13 protein-coding genes and 2 tRNA genes are annotated in these 17,281 nt (G+C 69.5%); 7 read left to right on the top strand and 8 right to left on the bottom strand.

Annotated features, from left to right (window positions below):
* The first annotated feature begins 177 nt into the window (after nt 1–177).
* The 4 genes from OHA88_RS28995 to OHA88_RS28985 all read left to right on the top strand — a co-directional run bounded on the left by OHA88_RS28995 (nt 178) and on the right by OHA88_RS28985 (nt 3,240).
* Nucleotides 178–936 carry an IclR family transcriptional regulator gene (locus OHA88_RS28995; protein ID WP_328627662.1) on the top strand — a complete coding sequence of 253 codons (759 nt, stop codon included), beginning with the start codon at nt 178–180 and terminating at the stop codon, nt 934–936.
* Nucleotides 822–1,427: a sensor histidine kinase gene (locus OHA88_RS44690; protein WP_443044383.1), complete on the top strand. Its 606-nt coding sequence runs from the start codon at nt 822–824 to the stop codon at nt 1,425–1,427. Before OHA88_RS28995 ends, OHA88_RS44690 begins: the two co-directional genes overlap by 115 nt.
* A gap of 94 nt (nt 1,428–1,521) precedes the next feature.
* Nucleotides 1,522–1,595: transfer RNA gene (locus OHA88_RS28990), tRNA-Lys, on the top strand.
* 133 nt (nt 1,596–1,728) lie between these two features.
* Nucleotides 1,729–3,240, top strand: a complete 1,512-nt coding sequence (locus OHA88_RS28985) for an MFS transporter (protein WP_328627661.1) — start codon at nt 1,729–1,731, stop codon at nt 3,238–3,240.
* Between the two features lie 84 nt (nt 3,241–3,324).
* On the opposite strand, the gene OHA88_RS28980 is transcribed toward OHA88_RS28985, so the two are convergent.
* From OHA88_RS28980 to OHA88_RS28965, 4 genes are all read right to left on the bottom strand, one after another.
* A complete protein-coding gene (locus OHA88_RS28980) occupies nt 3,325–5,004 on the bottom strand; it encodes an AMP-binding protein (RefSeq protein WP_328627660.1) in 1,680 nt (559 codons plus the stop codon).
* A 26-nt stretch (nt 5,005–5,030) separates the two neighbouring features.
* Nucleotides 5,031–5,621: a lytic polysaccharide monooxygenase auxiliary activity family 9 protein gene (locus OHA88_RS28975; RefSeq protein ID WP_267005002.1), complete on the bottom strand. Its 591-nt coding sequence runs from the start codon at nt 5,619–5,621 to the stop codon at nt 5,031–5,033.
* Between the two features lie 160 nt (nt 5,622–5,781).
* Nucleotides 5,782–7,857 carry an SPFH domain-containing protein gene (locus OHA88_RS28970; RefSeq protein ID WP_328627659.1) on the bottom strand — a complete coding sequence of 692 codons (2,076 nt, stop codon included), beginning with the start codon at nt 7,855–7,857 and terminating at the stop codon, nt 5,782–5,784.
* A gap of 92 nt (nt 7,858–7,949) precedes the next feature.
* Nucleotides 7,950–9,125, bottom strand: coding sequence for a peptidoglycan-binding protein (locus tag OHA88_RS28965; RefSeq protein WP_328627658.1), 1,176 nt, complete (start codon nt 9,123–9,125; stop codon nt 7,950–7,952).
* Nucleotides 9,126–9,308: 183 nt separating this feature from the next.
* On the opposite strand from OHA88_RS28965, the gene OHA88_RS28960 reads away from it, so the two are divergent.
* The 3 genes from OHA88_RS28960 to OHA88_RS28950 all read left to right on the top strand — a co-directional run bounded on the left by OHA88_RS28960 (nt 9,309) and on the right by OHA88_RS28950 (nt 13,644).
* Nucleotides 9,309–9,382 (top strand) — tRNA-Lys (locus tag OHA88_RS28960).
* A gap of 423 nt (nt 9,383–9,805) precedes the next feature.
* Nucleotides 9,806–11,713 (top strand): glycosyltransferase family 2 protein, encoded by a 1,908-nt coding sequence (locus tag OHA88_RS28955; protein ID WP_328627657.1) that lies wholly within the window; start codon nt 9,806–9,808, stop codon nt 11,711–11,713.
* Complete coding sequence (locus OHA88_RS28950; protein WP_328627656.1) at nt 11,710–13,644, top strand: kelch motif-containing protein; 1,935 nt, start codon at nt 11,710–11,712, stop codon at nt 13,642–13,644. Before OHA88_RS28955 ends, OHA88_RS28950 begins: the two co-directional genes overlap by 4 nt.
* Nucleotides 13,645–13,695: 51 nt before the next feature.
* Here OHA88_RS28950 and OHA88_RS28945 read toward each other — a convergent pair whose 3' ends face one another.
* The 4 genes from OHA88_RS28945 to OHA88_RS28930 all read right to left on the bottom strand — a co-directional run bounded on the left by OHA88_RS28945 (nt 13,696) and on the right by OHA88_RS28930 (nt 17,269).
* Nucleotides 13,696–14,709 (bottom strand): glycoside hydrolase family 6 protein, encoded by a 1,014-nt coding sequence (locus tag OHA88_RS28945; protein ID WP_328627655.1) that lies wholly within the window; start codon nt 14,707–14,709, stop codon nt 13,696–13,698.
* Between the two features lie 320 nt (nt 14,710–15,029).
* Nucleotides 15,030–15,761, bottom strand: a complete 732-nt coding sequence (locus tag OHA88_RS28940) for a class F sortase (RefSeq protein WP_328627654.1) — start codon at nt 15,759–15,761, stop codon at nt 15,030–15,032.
* 5 nt (nt 15,762–15,766) lie between these two features.
* Entirely contained in the window at nt 15,767–16,342 is a 576-nt protein-coding gene (locus OHA88_RS28935) for a hypothetical protein (protein ID WP_328627653.1), read from the bottom strand.
* A 138-nt stretch (nt 16,343–16,480) separates the two neighbouring features.
* Entirely contained in the window at nt 16,481–17,269 is a 789-nt protein-coding gene (locus tag OHA88_RS28930; protein WP_030970951.1) for an HAD-IIA family hydrolase, read from the bottom strand.
* Nucleotides 17,270–17,281: the final 12 nt, after the last annotated feature.

Raw genomic sequence — 17,281 nt, 5'->3', positions numbered from 1 at the left:
TCCATCGGCTGCTCATGACTTTGGCATATGCCAGACGGGTGCACCCCAGCTGGCAGCGCCGGGGCGCCTCGGCAAGTCGTCAACAGGCCCCCCTCAAAAGCCATTTGGCGGCTATCGTGGTGCGGAAGCTTGCGGTTACAACCTGGTCTTGCGGTCACAACCTGGTAGGGGGAAACCGTGGCGTTGAAGCCCGAACCGACCGCACCGTTCCACTCGGTGCAGTACGCCCTTCGTGTTCTCGAAACGGTCTCCAAGCACGGCAACGGCGTTCTGGACGCCCAGATCTCCCGCGAGACGGGGCTGCCGGCCGGGCATCTCGCCCCGCTGCTGCTGATGCTGCGCCGCGAGGGCTATGTCGAGCAGATCACCGACGGCGCCTATGTGATCGGCGCCTCGCTCCTGCTGCTCGGCTCCGGCACCGGCCGCAGGCAGGCCCTGGAGACGAAGCTCCAGCAGACACTGGACCAGCTGCGCGACTCCGTCGGCGCCGCGGTGTACATCAGCCGGTACGTCGACGGCGAGATCCGGGTCACCCAGTACGCCGACGGTCCGCGCACGCCCGCGGTCAACGAGTGGGTCGACTTCCGGTCCGCCGCGCACGCCAGCGCGATCGGCAAGTGCCTGCTGACCCAGCTCGACCAGAACGGCCGCCGCGACCACATCTCGCGCCACAAGATCGCCCGGCTCACCTCGCGGACCATCACCAGCGAGAAGGTCCTCTTCTCCAAGCTGGACAGCCAGCCGGCGACGGTCCCGGTGCTCGACCTCCAGGAGTACGCGGTGGGGACGGTCTGCGCGGCCGTCCCGCTGACGGCGGGCTCATCGGCCGGCTGCCTGGCACTCTCCCTGCCGGTCGAGGATGCGCACCGGCTGCGCTCGGCAGCGGACACCCTGAACCGGCGGGCCGCTCCGGTCCTGCTGTCACTGGCACTCTGAGGGCTGCTGGGGGCTGCGACCGGCGAGTTCCGGGAGTTGGGGGAGCTCGGGGGCGGTGCGCAGCCCTTGATCTCGTCCGCGAGGAAGCCTGGACACGGGGCATCGCCCTCTCCACCGACATCCACCCGGCCCCGGCCACCGGCGACGGCGTACTGCTCCGCCGGCTCACCCTGAACCTGCTCCACAACGCCCTGCGGCACAACCTGGCCACCGGCGGATCGCTCACCCTGAGCACCGACCCCGACCCGGCAGACCCTGGCCGCGCCGTCCTGACCGTCACCAACACCGGACCCCTCCTGCCCGACACGGTCGACCACCTCACCGAACCGTTCCTGCGCGGCAGCGGACGCCTGGCCGAGAAGGACCCCGCTCGCCGCGGGCACGGCCTCGGCCTCGTCGCCGGTATCGTCCGCGCCCACCACGGCGACCCGACCTTGACCCCCAACCCCGGCGGCGGGCCCACCGCCCGCGTGTCACTCCCCAGCCACTAGGGGCCGTCCGGTCAGGCCGGATGTCCCCGCGGGCCCGTCGCGGGCGCGTGTCATCAGCACCTCCCGGGACCAGGTATTATTTTCGAGTCAGCAGGCGCCGCTAGCTCAGTTGGTTAGAGCAGCTGACTCTTAATCAGCGGGTCCGGGGTTCGAGTCCCTGGCGGCGCACAGACAACGCAGTGGGCGGTCTACGTACTTGTACGTAGACCGCCCACTGCGTTTTTTGCTGCCCGTCGTTCCATACAAACGTGTTACACGTCCGTACTAGACACTTGTTTTAAACGCTCGTATATTTCCTGGCATGACGAACGCGACGAGCACCACCACTGATCGCAGTGACCTCGCCGGCCGCAAGGAGTGGACCGCCTTCGTGGTCCTCCTGCTCCCCCTCCTCCTTGTCTCGATGGACGTCTCCGTCCTCTTCTTCGCGATCCCGTCCATCGACCGGGACCTCGCCCCGAGCGCCACCCAGCAGCTCTGGATCTTCGACGTGTACGGCTTCGCCCTGTCCGGCCTGCTCATCACGATGGGCTCGCTCGGCGACCGGATCGGCCGCCGCAAGCTGCTGCTCGTCGGGGCAGTCGCCTTCAGCACCGCGTCCGTCGGCGCGGCATACGCCACCGGCCCCGAGATGCTGATCGCGGCGCGCGCGCTGCTCGGGATCGGCGGAGCGACGCTGATGCCGTCGACGATGGGGCTCGTACGGAACATGTTCCGCAACGAGCAGCAGCGCAGCACCGCGGTCGGCATCTGGTCCGGCGCCATGGCGGGCGGGATCGCACTCGGCTCGGTGCTCAGCGGGTTCATGCTGCAGCACTTCTGGTGGGGCTCGGTCTTCCTGATCAATGTGCCGGCGATGGTGCTGCTGCTGGTTCTGGTGCCGGTGCTGGTCCCGGAGTTCAAGGACCCGAACCCGGGGCGGTTCGACCTGTGGAGCGTGCCGCTGTCGATGGGCGCCGTGCTCCCCGTCGTCTACGGCGTCAAGGAGAGCGCCGCCCACAGTCTCGACGCGCGCAACGCCCTGCTCATCGCCGTCGGCCTGCTCGTCGGCTGGGTCTTCGTCCGCCGCCAGCGCGTCCGTGACGATGCGATGATCAGCCGGGAACTGTTCCGCGGGAAGGGCTTCGCCGCCGGAATCGGCCTCAACTCCCTCGCCGCCTTCGCGATGATGGGCTCCGCCTTCTTCACCACCCAGTACCTCCAGTCGGTGCTCGGCATGTCCACGATGGAGGCCGCCCTGTGGAGCCTGGCCCCGTCGCTGGCGGTGGGAGCCGCGGCGCCGACGGCCACGGCGATCGCCCAGCGGATCGACCGTATGCAGGTCATCTCCGCCGGATTCGTCATCGCCGCCGCCGGATTCGCTCTGCTGGCCCTGTCCGACACGGACTCGCTGTGGCTGCTGCTCATCGGCTCGGCCGTGATGAGCTCGGGCATCGTCACCGTCATGGCGCTCGTCTCGGACCTGGCGCTGGCGACCGCCCCGCCGGAGAAGGCCGGTTCGGCCGCGTCGCTGCTGGAGACGGGTCAGGAGTTCGGCGGCGCGATGGGCATGGCGCTGCTGGGCGCGGTGGCCACCGCGGTGTACGGAGCGGACCTGCCGGACTCCGCACCGGAGGCCGCCCGCAAGACCCTGCCGGGGGCGCTGGCCACGGGGGACGCGTCGCTGATCTCGGCGGGCCGGGAGGCGTTCGTGCACAGCATGCAGTACGCGTCGGTGGCGGGATCGCTGATTCTGCTGGCGGGAGCGGCGCTCGCCGTGGCACTTCTGCGGCGCAGCAGTGGGGCCCGGAAGCAACTGGCCCCGACGCACTGAGGGGCCGTCCACGTCACCTTGTCCGTCCTCGTTCGCCGGACGGGTTCGAGTTTCGGGCCCGTCGAGGGGCCCCTCCCATGCCCTTCAGGCCATGAGGGAGACCGAGGGCAGGAGGGCGGTGCGTCCATGCGCCTCGTACTCGGCGAGCAGGCCGGCCAGTTCCTCGCCCCCCAACGGGCCGTACCCACCACCGCCCACCCCGTTCCACCACACCGGGTCCGTGCTCCGGAAGCCCTCGCGGCGGAGCGCGACCCGGTGCACCTTGTTCGTCGCCGTGACCGGCATCGCCGGGACGATCCGCACGAAGCGGGGCGCCATCTTCGTCCCCAGATCCGGCTGGGCCGCCAGGAACGCGGCGAAGGCGGCCGGGTCGAACGCCGCCCCCTCACGCAGTGCCAGCGCCGCCATCACCTGGTCGCCGGCCACCGGGTCCGGCACCGCGTACACCGCGACGGCCGCCGCGTCCCCCCAGCGGGCCAGGATGTTCTCGATCATCGCGGCCGCCAGGTTCTCGCTGTCGACGCGCAGCCGGTCGTCCGTGCGGCCCGCGAAGTAGAGGAAGCCGTCGGGGTCGCGGAAGAACAGGTCCCCGGTCCAGTACCAGCCGCCGCGCACCCGCGCCGCGTCCGCCTCCGCGTTGCGCCAGTAGCCCTCGAAGGGGGTACGGCCCCGGTTGACCAACTCCCCTATGGCCTCGGCGCCGTTGACCAGTCGTCCGCCCTCGTCGAAGACCGCGGCGACGCGCTCCTCGCCGGTCTCGGGGTCGACGACGGCGAGATCGTCCCGGGCGGAGGCCCGCCCGATGGCACCCGCCGGGGTGTCCGGGGTCCGCTGGATCGCCGCGCCGCCCTCGGAGGATCCGTACCCCTCCACCAGCCGCACCCCGAACCGCTCCCGGAACCTTGCCGCGTCCACGGCACCCGCCTCGGTGCCGAAGCCGAGTCGCAGCGGATGGTCACGGTCGTCGGGGCGCTCGGGGGTGGCCAGCAGGTACTGCACGGCGCGGCCGACATAGGTGAAGTACGTGGCGCCGTACGCCCGTACGTCGTCGAGAAAGCCGGAGGCCGAGAAGCGGCGGCGCAGGGCGACCGAGGCGCCGCCGGCCAGTGCGGGGGCCCAGTCGGCGATCACGGCGTTGCCGTGGAACATCGGCATGCAGACGTAGTGGACGTCGTCGCGCCGGACCCCGAAGTGGTCGACCAGCGACTGCCCGGCCGCAGCCAGCCGCCCCTGGGTGCAGATCGCGGCCTTGGGCGCACCGGTCGACCCGGAGGTGAAGTAGAGCAACATGCGGGTGGCGGACCGGACCTCCCCGAGCACCGCCTCGCCCGGTTCGGCCCCCGCGTAGCCGGCGAGCAGCTCGGCGTACGCGTCGGTGTCGGTGACCAGCACCCGTACGCCCGGCAGATCGAGCCCGTCGAGCAACGGCAGGTGCGCGCGTTCGGTGACCAGGACCCTGCAGTCGGTGTGCATGATGTCGCGGGCCAGCTCGGCGCCGCGCCGGGTCGGGTTGATGCCCGCAACGGCGGCCCCGGCCAGGGCCGCCGCGCTCAACCACATGGGGAATTCGGGGGTGTTGTCGAGCAGCACCCCCAGGTGCGGTTCGCTGCCCGCCGGCAGCAGATCCACCAGGAGCGCCGCCCGTGCAGCAGCGCCGGCGGCTACCTGGTGGTGGCTGAGGACGGTGTCCTCGTGCCTCAACCCGGGCCGGTGGTCGCCCCATTGGCGCTGTACGAACTCCGCGACGGTGCCTGCGCTCCCCATGGCGCCGCACGGTAACTGACTAGGCGTCAGAACTGAACATCGGAGCACGCGTAGAACGCGTTGCCGGTGTCCGCTATGTTCCAGACGCTCAGGATGATGTGCCGCCCGGTCTTCTGGGTGGGGATGGTGCCCTGCTGGGTCAGGGTGGCCGGGGGCTGCTGACCGCCGTACGGCACGGTCATGAACGGCTGCGACTCCAGCGCCGCCCTGGTGAGCGGCTTGGTGGGGTCCCAGCCGTTCTTGGTGATGTAGTAACGGAAGTCGGTTGTGGCGTGGCGGGCGGTGAACTGCCAGCGGAAGCTGAAGCCCTGACCCGCGGTGACCTTGGTGGCGGGCCAGTTGCCGCCGCGCGGGTCGTCCAGTGCGGCGAAGTTGTCGTGGGCGCCGGAGCAGATCTTGCCGTCGGCCGGACCCGCCGCCGGGAAGCCCTTGGGAGCCTCGACGCTCTGCGGCTCGTACTGGATGGCACCGCAGCCGGTGACGGTGCCGTTGGCGCAGAGCTTCTGGCGACTGATGGGGTTGTCGGTGTAGCCGTGACTGCCTGCGCTGCTCGTCGCGAACATCGAGACGCCCGCGATGGCGAGGCCTATGACGGCCGCGCTTGCCCGTTTACGCATTGCTGTCGCTCCTCAAGAACGTGGGGGAGGTTCCATGAGCACTGCTGCGCGCGTGATGGTGCGGTCTAGACCAAGCCTTAGATTATTGACAGGGCATGAACATGTCCAGACCAATGGGAGTGGGATTCCGGTTCCCCACGGAGGCAGTACGACGGCGCGATCAGGAACCTTCCCCACTGGTGCGTCCGGTGTAGAAGGCCACCGTCAGGTCCTTGACCAGCGCCTTCCGTTCGTAGTCGTCGAGCGTCACGAGGCCTCGCGCGGTCAGCCGGCTGACCGTGTCGTCCACCGCGTCAACCACGGAAGTCAGCACGCTGTCGCGGTGTTGGGCGTCGATGGCGGCGATCCGTCGGCGCTGCATGGAAGCGGCGACCTCCGGCGCGTACTCGATACCGGTCGGCTGTGCGGAGTACACGTCGATGCCCACCGGCTCGCATTCCGCCTTCAGCGTCAGGGTCAGCGCGTCACCGACCGCCTCCGCGTTGCGCAGGGTGTGCGCGTCCTCGTGGAAGGCGTCGGCGGGCAGCTGCGAGAGGACGCGCGCAATCGCCGACACGACCTGCTCGCGCAGATAGTCCTCGTGGTCCGTCACCCCGAACGTCGCCCGCACCGTGTCCTTGATCCGCCACACGACGAGGACGACGACGCGCAGCGCCGTACCGTTCGCGTCCACAGCGGGCAGCGGTTCGCTGCGCCAGTGCCGAAGCCGTACGTCGACGTGGCGACGCAGCAGCAGCGGACTGGTCCAGACGAGCCCGGTCCGGCGCACGCTACCCCGGTACTCACCGAAGAGCGTCAGCACCCACGCGCTCCCGACCCGCCCGCGGCCCAGACCGCTGAGCGCGACGAGCACCAGGATCAGCAACAGGAAGAGCTCCGCACAGGCCCCGGGGCCGATCCCGTCGTACGGGCGCACATCGATCCCGACCCGCGCAAGCACGCCACGCGGCACCGCACCGGCCCACCACAGCACGGCGCCACCGCCGATGACCCCGACCAGCCCGGCGAGCACCGCGATCCATCCGGGCAGTGCGGGCCCCGGCTTCTCGGTCAGGTACGGATCCCCGGCCGGAGCGGGACGGGTGGGGGCCTGCACCTGCCCCCTGCGGGCCACGGGCGCCCGCCGTACACCCGTCGCCTTCCCCCCGCCGCCGTCCTGCCGCGCCGGATCGGCGGGGGACTTGGCGGGGTCGTCACGGACGAGGACGTGCACGGGGACGGCCTCGGTGAGCTCCTTGACGCCGGCGGCCTGCTGCCGCCCGGTCTCCAACCGGGCATCGCCGTCGCCGTCCGCACCGTCGCCCGCGGCCTCCGCTCCAACGGACGTCAGGGCGGCGGGTGCGGCATCGAGCAAAGCGTCGGACACTGTCTCGGGCACGGTGTCGGGCACGGCATCGAGCATGGCGTCAGGCACGCCCTCGGGCACGGTGTAGGGCGCGGTGTCGAGCAGGTCAGCGGGTGCGGGGTCGGTCACCGGCTCGACTCCGACGGATTCCGGGGGCCATACGGCCCTGACCTCGACACCCGGCACGGGGTCCGAAACCGTGGCAGACACCGAAACCGGCACGGGGTCCGAAACCGGAGCAGACACCGAAACCGAAACCGGGGCAGACACCGAAGCCGGCACGGCGCCGGGTGCGGCATCGAGCAAGGCTTCGAGCATGGTGTCGGACACCGGCTCGACTCCGACGGGTCCGGGCGGCGGCCATGCGGCCCCGGCCTCGGCAGCCGGCACGGGATCCGAAGTCGTGGCAGACACCGAATCCGGCACGTCTCCGCCCTCGGCCTCAACCGACACCAGGCCGGCGGCCACGGGGCCGAGTGCGGCGTCGGGCGCGGCATCGAGCACGGGATCCGAAACCGGCACGTCTCCGCCCTCGGCCTCAACCGACACCAGGCCGGCGGCCACGGGGCCGAGTCCGGCATCGAGCACGGGGCCGGACACCGGCTCGGCTCCGACGGATTCGGGCAGCGGCCATGCGGTCCCGGTCTCGACAGCCGGCACGGGATCCGAAACCGTGGCAGACACCGAAGCCGGCGCGGGATCCGAAGCCGGTACGGATACCGACGCCGAGGCCGCACCGAAGGTGGAGTCCTTGGCTTCGCCCGGGACCGGGTCGAGCACCAGGTCGAGGACGGATTCCGTCCCGTTGCCCGGCTCGGCACCCGTGCGGGACTCTGCGTCGGCACTCGCGCCAGGGCCCCATCCGGCCCTCATTTCCTCGCCGCCGTTCACCGGCTCTCCTTCCATCCCGTTCTTTTTCTCCGGACCTCCGGAGCTGTCCGACACCGTGGATCTCATTTCCCGCCTCCGTCATTTCCGTTCTGTCACGCGAAAAGTCGTTGCCAGGTCTCCGGGCCGGGGTAGCCGTCGGCCTCTGTGCCCCGCCAGCCCTGCGCCCGCTGGAAGGCCTCGACATTGCGCCGGTCCTCCTCCGTCCACCGGGGGCCGGGGCCCTTTGCGTAGTGCTTGCCGTATCCCTTCCTCACCAACTGTCTGCCGAGCTTGTCGACATGGCTGTTGGACTGACCCGGCCGGAAATAGTCCCGGCCCGGGAACGCCGACAGCGCCTTCGAACTGCTGCTGCCGGTCTTGGTGGGCAGCCCTTTGTAGCGGTACGGGATGTAGCTGCCGGAGTGACTCCAGTACGCCATGGGCGTCGTCCGCTTACGCGTGTGCGAGGGCGTCTGCTCGTACGCCGAATAGTGGCTGTGCGTGTAGTCGGTCCAGCCGCCGAAGATCGTGACGTGCGAGCCGTTCGTCGGGTTGGCCTTGTTGTGGAAGAGCAGGATGTCGCCGGGCTGCAGTTCCTCGCGGGCGATCTTGGTGCCGAATTTGGCGAGACTGCCGGTCCACTCGTTGCTCCTCAGCTTCCAGGCCATCGACACATAGCCGGAGCAGTCCTGCCGGTAACCGTCGGACCAGTACTTCGCCATGCTGTACGGGACCTGCTGGCTGACCCACTTCTTCGCCCGGTTGATGATGTCCGTCCGTGTGGTCTTCGGCGTCTCCGGTGCCGAGCCCGTGGACGATGGCGGCCCCGCGGCCCCGCTCCCCCGCAGTGGGCCGGGGACACCCTGTGGACTGCCGGATTCCGAGTCGTCCGAATCCGAATCCTCCGAATCCTCCGGATCGGCCAGGTCAGCCGGATCGCCCGGATCGGCCAGGTCGGCCGGATCCGGGTCGCCAGGGTCACTTGGGTCGGCCTGTTCCGGGTCGGCCGGGGTCGGCGTCGGGTCCGCCCGGGCAGATGCGACGGACCCCGCGGCCCCGGCGCTTCCGGCGGGGTGCCCGGTCGCCGCGCTCGCCGCCTCGGCCGCGCCGCTGCCGAGCACCACGCCGGCCGCCGTGACCATGACCAGCGCGCGCCGCGCCCCATGCGCCGCAGGGTGTCCTCCGTACCGCGTCGGCAGAGCCCTGGCGGCGGCCCGGCGCTGGGCGGCACAACCCGCGCAGGTGCAGTCGACGGCGGGCACGTACTCCTCGAAGGCCGGCACGGTCATGCGAATCCTCTCCGCACTCTCAAGATCTTTGGGCACACCTGCACGGGCGTCAGCGTTTCAACCCACCGGACATATTGCATTTTGACGGATAGAAGTGAAAAAACGACCATCCGACAGGCCGTGATCGACAGGAAATGGTCAGAGGCACCCCTGGAGGTCGGGTAGAGTTCTCCAGGTCAGCAGGCGCCGCTAGCTCAGTTGGTTAGAGCAGCTGACTCTTAATCAGCGGGTCCGGGGTTCGAGTCCCTGGCGGCGCACGCAGAGTCAAGACCCCCTCACCGAGCGTGAGGGGGTCTTGTTCGTGTACGCGGAGCCCTTACGCCTCCGTGCGCCCCTCCGCAAGAGTCACCCAAATCGCACATATGGCCGGTTAACCGCCCGTTTCACCCTTGCGATAACGACCTGGGTCATACAACCTGTCATGGGGTCATCGGCTTCAACCGAGCCGATGACACGCGCAGTTGGGACAGCACGGGGGAAGTTCCGGTTGCCGTACCGCGGGGTGGGGGTCCCGCTCATGGACGGATGCCGAGGGGCATCCTGCAACCGGCAGGGCGCCATCCCACTCCTCAGGGGAAGGTGGCCCACCAGCGATGCGCCCGCGGCGGTCGAGGGGGATTCGCCGCGGACGAGACGACCGACCGATCACGCAGTGACCAGTGCGTGCAGGGGGATGACCCATGACGTCGACGCCGACTGGCGCCGGGCAGAACAACGACCACTCCTCCCGGACCACGCAGCTGCGGATACCCCCGCAGCTGCGTACCGGGGTACAGCGGCGCCACCCGAAGAAGGCGCTGCCGCGTTACGACTACGAGCACTACAGCCGGCTCGCCGGGCCACTGACCCAGCCCGATCCGGACAAGCCCTACACCGTGCAGTACCGCTCGCTGCTCTCGCAGGAGCCGCACAGAATCCGCGCGGCGCTCCTGCTCGGCGCCGCACCGCTCGTCTCGCTCGGCCTGTTCGCCTGGCTGATGCAGCCCGAGCACTGGACCCAGCGCGACCCGAACGTCAAGAACGACACGCTTCTGATCCTCGACATCGTCATGCTCGTCTCGATCGGTCTGATCGAGCTCTTCCGCACGATGAATGTCCTGTCGAACGCGCACGCGACGCTGGTCGCGCGCGACCCGGTCCCGGTCGTGCCGGAGTCCGGCACCAGGGTCGCCTTCCTCACGTCCTTCGTCCCGGGCAAGGAGCCCCTGGAGATGGTGACGAAGACCCTCGAAGCCGCGGTCCGCATCCGGCATCGCGGGCCGATGCACGTCTGGCTGCTCGACGAGGGCGACGACCCCGCGGTGAAGGAGGTCTGTGCCCGCCTCGGGGTGCACCACTTCTCCCGCAAGGGCGTCCCGCACTGGAACCAGGCCAAGGGCGCGCACCGCGCGAAGACCAAGCACGGCAACTACAACGCCTGGCTCGACGCGCACGGCGGCGCGTACGACTTCTTCGCCTCGGTCGACACCGATCACGTACCGCTGCCCAACTACCTGGAGCGGATGCTCGGCTACTTCCGCGACCCGGACGTCGGCTTCGTCATCGGCCCGCAGGTCTACGGCAACTACGACACGTTCGTCACGAAGGCCGCCGAGTCCCAGCAGTTCCTCTTCCACGCGCTGATCCAGCGCGCGGGCAACCGCTACGGCGCCCCGATGTTCGTCGGCACCAGCAACGCCGTCCGGATATCGGCCCTCCAGCAGATCGGCGGCCTGTACGACTCGATCACCGAGGACATGGCGACCGGCTTCGAGATGCACCGCGCCCGCAACCCGCGCACCGGCCGGTACTGGCGCTCGGTGTACACCCCGGACGTGCTGGCCGTCGGCGAGGGCCCGACCGCGTGGACGGACTTCTTCACCCAGCAGCTGCGCTGGTCACGGGGGACGTACGAAACGATCATCAAGCAGTACTGGAGAGGGATCGGGACGCTCCCCTTCGGCAAGCTCTTCAACTACACGATGATGATCATTTTCTATCCGATGTCGGCCCTGAACTGGATCCTGGCTGCGCTCAGTTGCGCGCTGTTCCTGGGCATGGGCGCCTCGGGTGTGCAGATCGACCCGGTCGTCTGGATGATGCTGTACGGCAACGCCTCGGCGCTCCAGATCGGTCTGTACATCTGGAACCGGCGGCACAACGTCTCGCCGCACGAGCCCGAGGGCTCCGGCGGCCTGGCGGGCATGATGATGTCCGCGCTCTCCGCCCCGATCTACGCACGTTCCCTGATGGATGCCGTGCTGCGCCGCAAGAGCTCGTTCGTGGTGACGCCCAAGGGCGACTCGTCCAGCCCGGACACGCTGTTCGGCACCTTCCGCATCCACCTCTTCTTCATGCTGGTGTTCGGCGGTTCCATCACCGCGTCCTTCGCTCTCGGCCACAGCCATCCGGCGATGCTGACCTGGGCCGCGCTGGCCCTGCTGATCACGGCGGCGCCGATCCTCGGCTGGCGGTACACCGTCCGCGCGGACAAGAAGAAGCGGGGCGGCGCACCGGCCCCGCATCCGGCGCACTTCCCGCAGGAGCGGCCCGGCCGGCTCGCCGACGACCAGACCATGCAGATCGCCCTTGGGGGACGTAAACGATGAAGTACCGCCCGAGCCGCCGTACCCGCCGCATGGCGATCACTACGGCGGTGGTTCTGGCGCTCTCGGGAGCGAACGGGCCGTGGCTGTACCGCTTCGGCAGCGAGCGCTACCACGCGTACACGATCAACAGACCGGAGTACAAGGCCGCCAACGGACACTGGGACTTCCTGGACGTGCCGTCCGAGTTCCGGATCAATACGATCCACGCCGCCCTGCTGCACACCGGCAAGGTGCTGCTCGTCGCGGGCTCCGGCAACAACCAGAAGAACTTCGACGCGAAGAGCTTCCGGTCCGTGCTGTGGGACCCCGGGGCCAACACGTTCAAGAACATACCCACGCCCAAGGACATGTTCTGCTCCGGTCACACCCAACTGCCTGACGGCAAGCTGCTGATAGCCGGCGGCACGAAGCGGTACGAGAAGCTCGAGGGCGATGTCACCAAGGCCGGCGGCCTGATGATCGTCCACAACGAGAACCCGGACGAGCCGATCACCCTGCCCGCGGGCACCCGGTTCACCGGCAAGGGGAACGGGAAGACGTTCGTCTCCAAGGACCCGGTACTGGTGGAGAAGGCCACCAAGGTCTTCGACAAACGGACCGGCGCTTTCCTGCGCAACGACCCCGGGCTCGGCCGGATCTACGTCGAGTCCCAGCAGGCCGGCACGGAGTACGAGACGGGCACCCAGGACAACTACCGGATCTCCGGCCTCTCCGGCTCCGACACCCGGAACGTGTACGGGATCGCCCAGAAGCTCGCCCTCGACAAGAAGGATTTCCAGGGCATCCGGGAGGCGTACGAATTCGACCCGGTGGCGGAGAAGTACGTCACCGTCGACCCGATGAACGAGGCACGCTGGTATCCGACGCTGACCACGCTGGAGGACGGCAAGGTCCTCGCCCTGTCCGGGCTGGACGAGATCGGGCAGATCGTGCCCGGCAAGGACGAGATCTACGACCCGAAGACCAGGAAGTGGGCGTACACCGGCATCGTCCGGAAGTTCCCCACGTACCCCGCGGTCTTCCTCCTGGACGACGGCAAGCTCTTCTACTCCGGCTCGAACGCCGGATACGGACCCGCCGACATCGGCCGCGACCCCGGCATCTGGGACCTGGCGACCAACAGGTTCAAGAAGATCCCGGGACTGAGCGACGCCGACGAGATGGAGACATCGGCGACGGTACGGCTGCCTCCCGCCCAGGACGAGAAGTTCATGGTCATCGGCGGCGGCGGGGTCGGTGAGTCGGAGAGGTCGAGCGAGAAGTCCCGGCTGGTCGACCTCAAGGACCCCGACCCGAAATTCAGGAACGGCGCGTCGCTCGACGAGGGCACCCGCTATCCGAGCGCGTCACTGCTGCCGGACGACTCGGTGCTGGTCACCGGCGGCTCCGACGACTACCGGGGGCGCGGCGGCTCGAACATCCTGCAGGCCCGGCTGTACGACGCGAAGACGGAAAGCTACCAGCGGGTCGCGGACCCGGCGGTGGGCCGCAACTACCACTCGGGGTCCGTACTGCTCCCCGACGGCCGCGTCATGATCTTCGGCTCCGACTCGCTCTACGCCGACAGGGCGGACTCCCGCCCCGGCATCTTCGAGCAGCGCATCGAGATCTACACCCCGCCGTACCTGTACCGCGACTCGCGCCCGGAGCTGACCGCGGGGCCCAAGAACATGCGTCGGGGCGGTACGGGGACGTTCACGACCTCACAGGGGTCGACGATCACGTCGGCGAAGCTGATGCGGCCGAGCGCGGTGACACATGTGACGGACACGGACCAGCGGTCGGTGGAGCTGGGGCTGAGGAGGACGACGGGGGGCATCTCGGTGACGGTGCCGAAGAACCGGGCGCTGGTTCCCTCGGGGTGGTACATGCTGTTCGTCACGGACGCGAAGGGGACGCCGTCGGAAGGAAAGTGGGTGGAGATCCCGTAGGCAGAGGGGGAGTTCGAGGACGGAGAACCGGCCACCGGACGCCCCCGGGTACTACTTCGTGTTGCGGGCCAGACCCAGCGCGTACTCCGGCCACCATGCCCCGGCCTTCGGACCCCCCTTGCAGGCGCCGTCCGACTCTCCCGGCCGCTTGACCCAGAGATACGCGTCGACCAGGTCCTCACCCGTGTCCGTCGTCGGCGGTTCGCCGAGTGCGCGGCCCGGAGGGTTGCACCAGTTCTCCTTCGGGTCGCCGCCGTCGTAGGGCCCGTTGCCGTTGCGGCTGGTGTCGATCACGAACGGCTTGCCGCCGACCTTCGCCGACAGCTGCTTGCCGAAATCCGTACTGGCCGCCGTGGTCTGGAAGTTGGAGACATTGACCGCGAATCCGTCCGCGTCCGCGATGCCTGCCCGCCGGATCGGCTGGAAGAGCGCGTCGGGCGTGTGCCAGCCGGCATTGCCCGCGTCCATGTAGACGCGGGTGTCCGGCAGTTGCTTCAGCCGCTGGACGGCGCCCTTGAGGAGGTCGTACCGCTCCTCGTGGAACTCCTGTGGGGTGCAGCCGTCGACCAGGTGCAGCACTGCGTCCGGCTCCAGGATCACCGTGGCCCGGCGGTCGCCGATGCCCTGGGCGACCTTCTCCAGCCAGGCGCGGTACGCGTTGCCGTCGGCGGCGCCGCCCTTCGAGAACTGGTCGCAGTCGCGGTGCGGGATGTTGTAGAGGACCAGCAGCGCCTCCCGGCCGGCCTTCGCGGCCGCCTCGGTGAAGCCCTTCGTCTCGGCCTCGGGGTTGTCCGGGCCGATCCACTCGCCGACCGGCTGCCGGGCGATCTTCCTGATCAGGTCGGCGTTCTTGTCGTTGCCGTCCTTGGTGTACGCGGCGACCTGCCGGGCCGCGTTCCCGTCGGGGTTGACCCAGTACGGGTCGCCGCCCGTGGGCTGCCGGCCGATCACGGCGGGGTTCTTGTCCCCGTCGTCGCCGGCCGAGGAACATCCCGCGAGCAGCACCATCGCGCCGACCGCGGCCACCGCCCCCGTGCGGAACCGGCCGGTGTAATTGCCGTACATCCACTCCCCCTTGGGTGCCGGACAAGACCGGTCGAATCCATCCTGGCACACCCCGGTGTCCGGCTTGCCCGTACATACGAGGACGTTCACGAACGACGGACAGTGACCGGTTCTGGACGTACCGTCAAAAAACGACTGGGCCATGACCGTTCACCGGCCTACAGTGTTCAGGAGTGGCCCACACGCCCCTTGCCCTCCCGTGTCGGCGCCGGGCTTCTCCCGCAGCCCGCGCACCGCGGTCGAGGACCGGCCCGGCCGGCGCCCCGGGGGGAGAACGGGCGGCCGGCCGGGCCGGGTATCCCTCTTCTGCTCGGGACGACCTAAGCGGAGTCGGCGGACCCGGCGGACTCCGCGGACTTGCCCACGGCCTCGGCTGCCTTGGCCGCACTCTTCTTCTCGCCGGTCAGATAGGCGGAGACGACCACATTGGCGTTGTACTCGTGCGACGCCCGGTCGAACGTACCGCCGCAGGTGATCAGCCTCAGCTCCGCCCGGCCGTCCTTGCGGGGCCCGTACGCCTTGTGGGCGTTGAAGCGGTTCCGGGTGAAGACCTGGACGTCGTCGATGGTGAATTCGGCGACCGTGCCGTCCGTGCGCACCACCCGGATCTTGGCGCCGGGGCGCGCCGCACTCAGCCCGTAGAAGACGGCCGGTTTGGTCTCGGTGTCGACATGGCCGACGAAGAGCGCGGCGCCCGCCGCGCCGGGCCGGGTGCCGCTGCCGTACCAGCCGACCGTGTGCGGTGTCGCGAAGGACGGCGGGTCGATCCCTCCCGCCGCGTCCAGGCCGCGGGAGACGACGGGGGCCTTGATGCCGATCGAGGGGATCTCGACCCGCTCGGGTGCCGCACCCTTGATCGGGGCGTGCGCCGCGGGCAGCGGTACGCCGAGGGGGCGGCCGACCGCGGCGACATCGCCGGTGGTCGGGGCGGAGCTGGCGCCGGAGCCGTCGGTGATGCCGCGTCCCCAGAGCCACAGGGCCAGCAACACGACGGCCCAGGCCACGCCAGTGAGCAGCCGGCCGGTGCCTGTCGGGCGGTCCTTGGCGGACATCTCGTTCAGTCCGTGGACGGGTGGCGACGGCGGGAGCTGCGGAAAGCGACAGCGACGGAGGCGACGGCGGCCAGGACCAGCCCGATCACCGTGTGTACGACGCCGGGGCCGTCCTGCTGGGCGGCCTCACCGGCAAGGAGCGTCGCGGCGCCGCCGCCGCCTGCGCGGACCGGGGCGATCGGGGCGACGGGTGCGGCGCCTTCGCGGGCGACGACGGTGACGGTGCCGGACACCCGGGTGTCCTTGTCGTCGTCACACGTCACCCAGATGTCGTAGTCGCCGGCCGCGGCGTCCGAGCGGATCCTGCCCGTGGCGGAGAGTCCGCCGTCGTCGGCGGCCGAGAAGCCGGCGTCGGAGTCGAAGGCATCGGAGATCCCTTTGGCCTTCTTGCCCTTGCAGCCGTCGAACTGCAGGTCCACCTCATCCCCGGGGGCGATGGAGGACGGATCCACCGAGAGGGTGGAGCGGGTCTGTGAGTCCTTTTCCTGGCCGGAGCCGGAGTCGGCCAGTGCGACTGAGGTGGGCATCAGTGTCACCGCAACCACTGCGGCTCCACAGAACGTGAAGGGTATGGAACGCATCGTGAACCTCCTAAAGGCAGGTTCACGCGTCCGGCGGGTTTTCGCATCCGCTGGGGCGACGGGGCTGGTCCGTCGGGGTGCGGGGAACGGCTCGCAGAAACCCTCCCCCGCACGCGCCCGCGCCGGTGCCGGCCGGGCTCAGCCGACGTCGATGAGGCCGACCAGGTCGGCGATGGAGTCGACGACCGTGGACGGCCGGAAGGGGTAGCGGTCGATGTCGGCGGGGGTCGTCAGACCGGTCAGCACCAGGAAGGTGTGCATGCCCGCCTCCAGGCCCGCGAGCACATCGGTGTCCATCCGGTCGCCGATCATGGCGCTGGACTCGGAGTGGGCACCGATCGCGTTCAGCCCGGTGCGCATCATGAGCGGGTTGGGCTTGCCCGCGAAGTACGGGTCCTTGCCGGTGGCCTTGGTGATCAGTGCGGCGACGGCGCCGGTGGCGGGCAGCGGGCCCTCGGCGGAGGGGCCGGTCTCGTCCGGGTTGGTGCAGATGAAGCGGGCCCCGCCGTTGATCAGGCGGATCGCCTTGGTGAGCGACTCGAAGCTATACGTTCGAGTCTCGCCGAGGACGACGTAATCCGGGTCATGATCGGTGAGGACGTACCCAATGTCGTGCAGCGCGGTGGTGAGTCCTGCCTCGCCGATGACGTACGCGGTGCCGCCGGGCCGCTGGTCGTCGAGGAACTTCGCGGTGGCCAGGGCGGAGGTCCAGATGTTCTCCACCGGCACGTCCAGGCCCATGCGAGCCAAGCGGGCGTGCAGGTCGCGTGCCGTGTAGATCGAGTTGTTGGTGAGCACCAGGAACGGCAGCCCGGACTCCCGCAGCCGCTTTATGAAGGCGTCCGCCCCGGGGATCGGCGTGCCTTCGTGGATCAGGACTCCGTCCATGTCGGTGAGCCAGGATGTGATCGGCTTGCGCTCTGCCATGTGGGACTCCTG

This window comes from Streptomyces sp. NBC_00353, assembly GCF_036108815.1.
Classification (GTDB): domain Bacteria; phylum Actinomycetota; class Actinomycetes; order Streptomycetales; family Streptomycetaceae; genus Streptomyces.
This window is presented reverse-complemented; position numbering and strand designations above follow the sequence as displayed.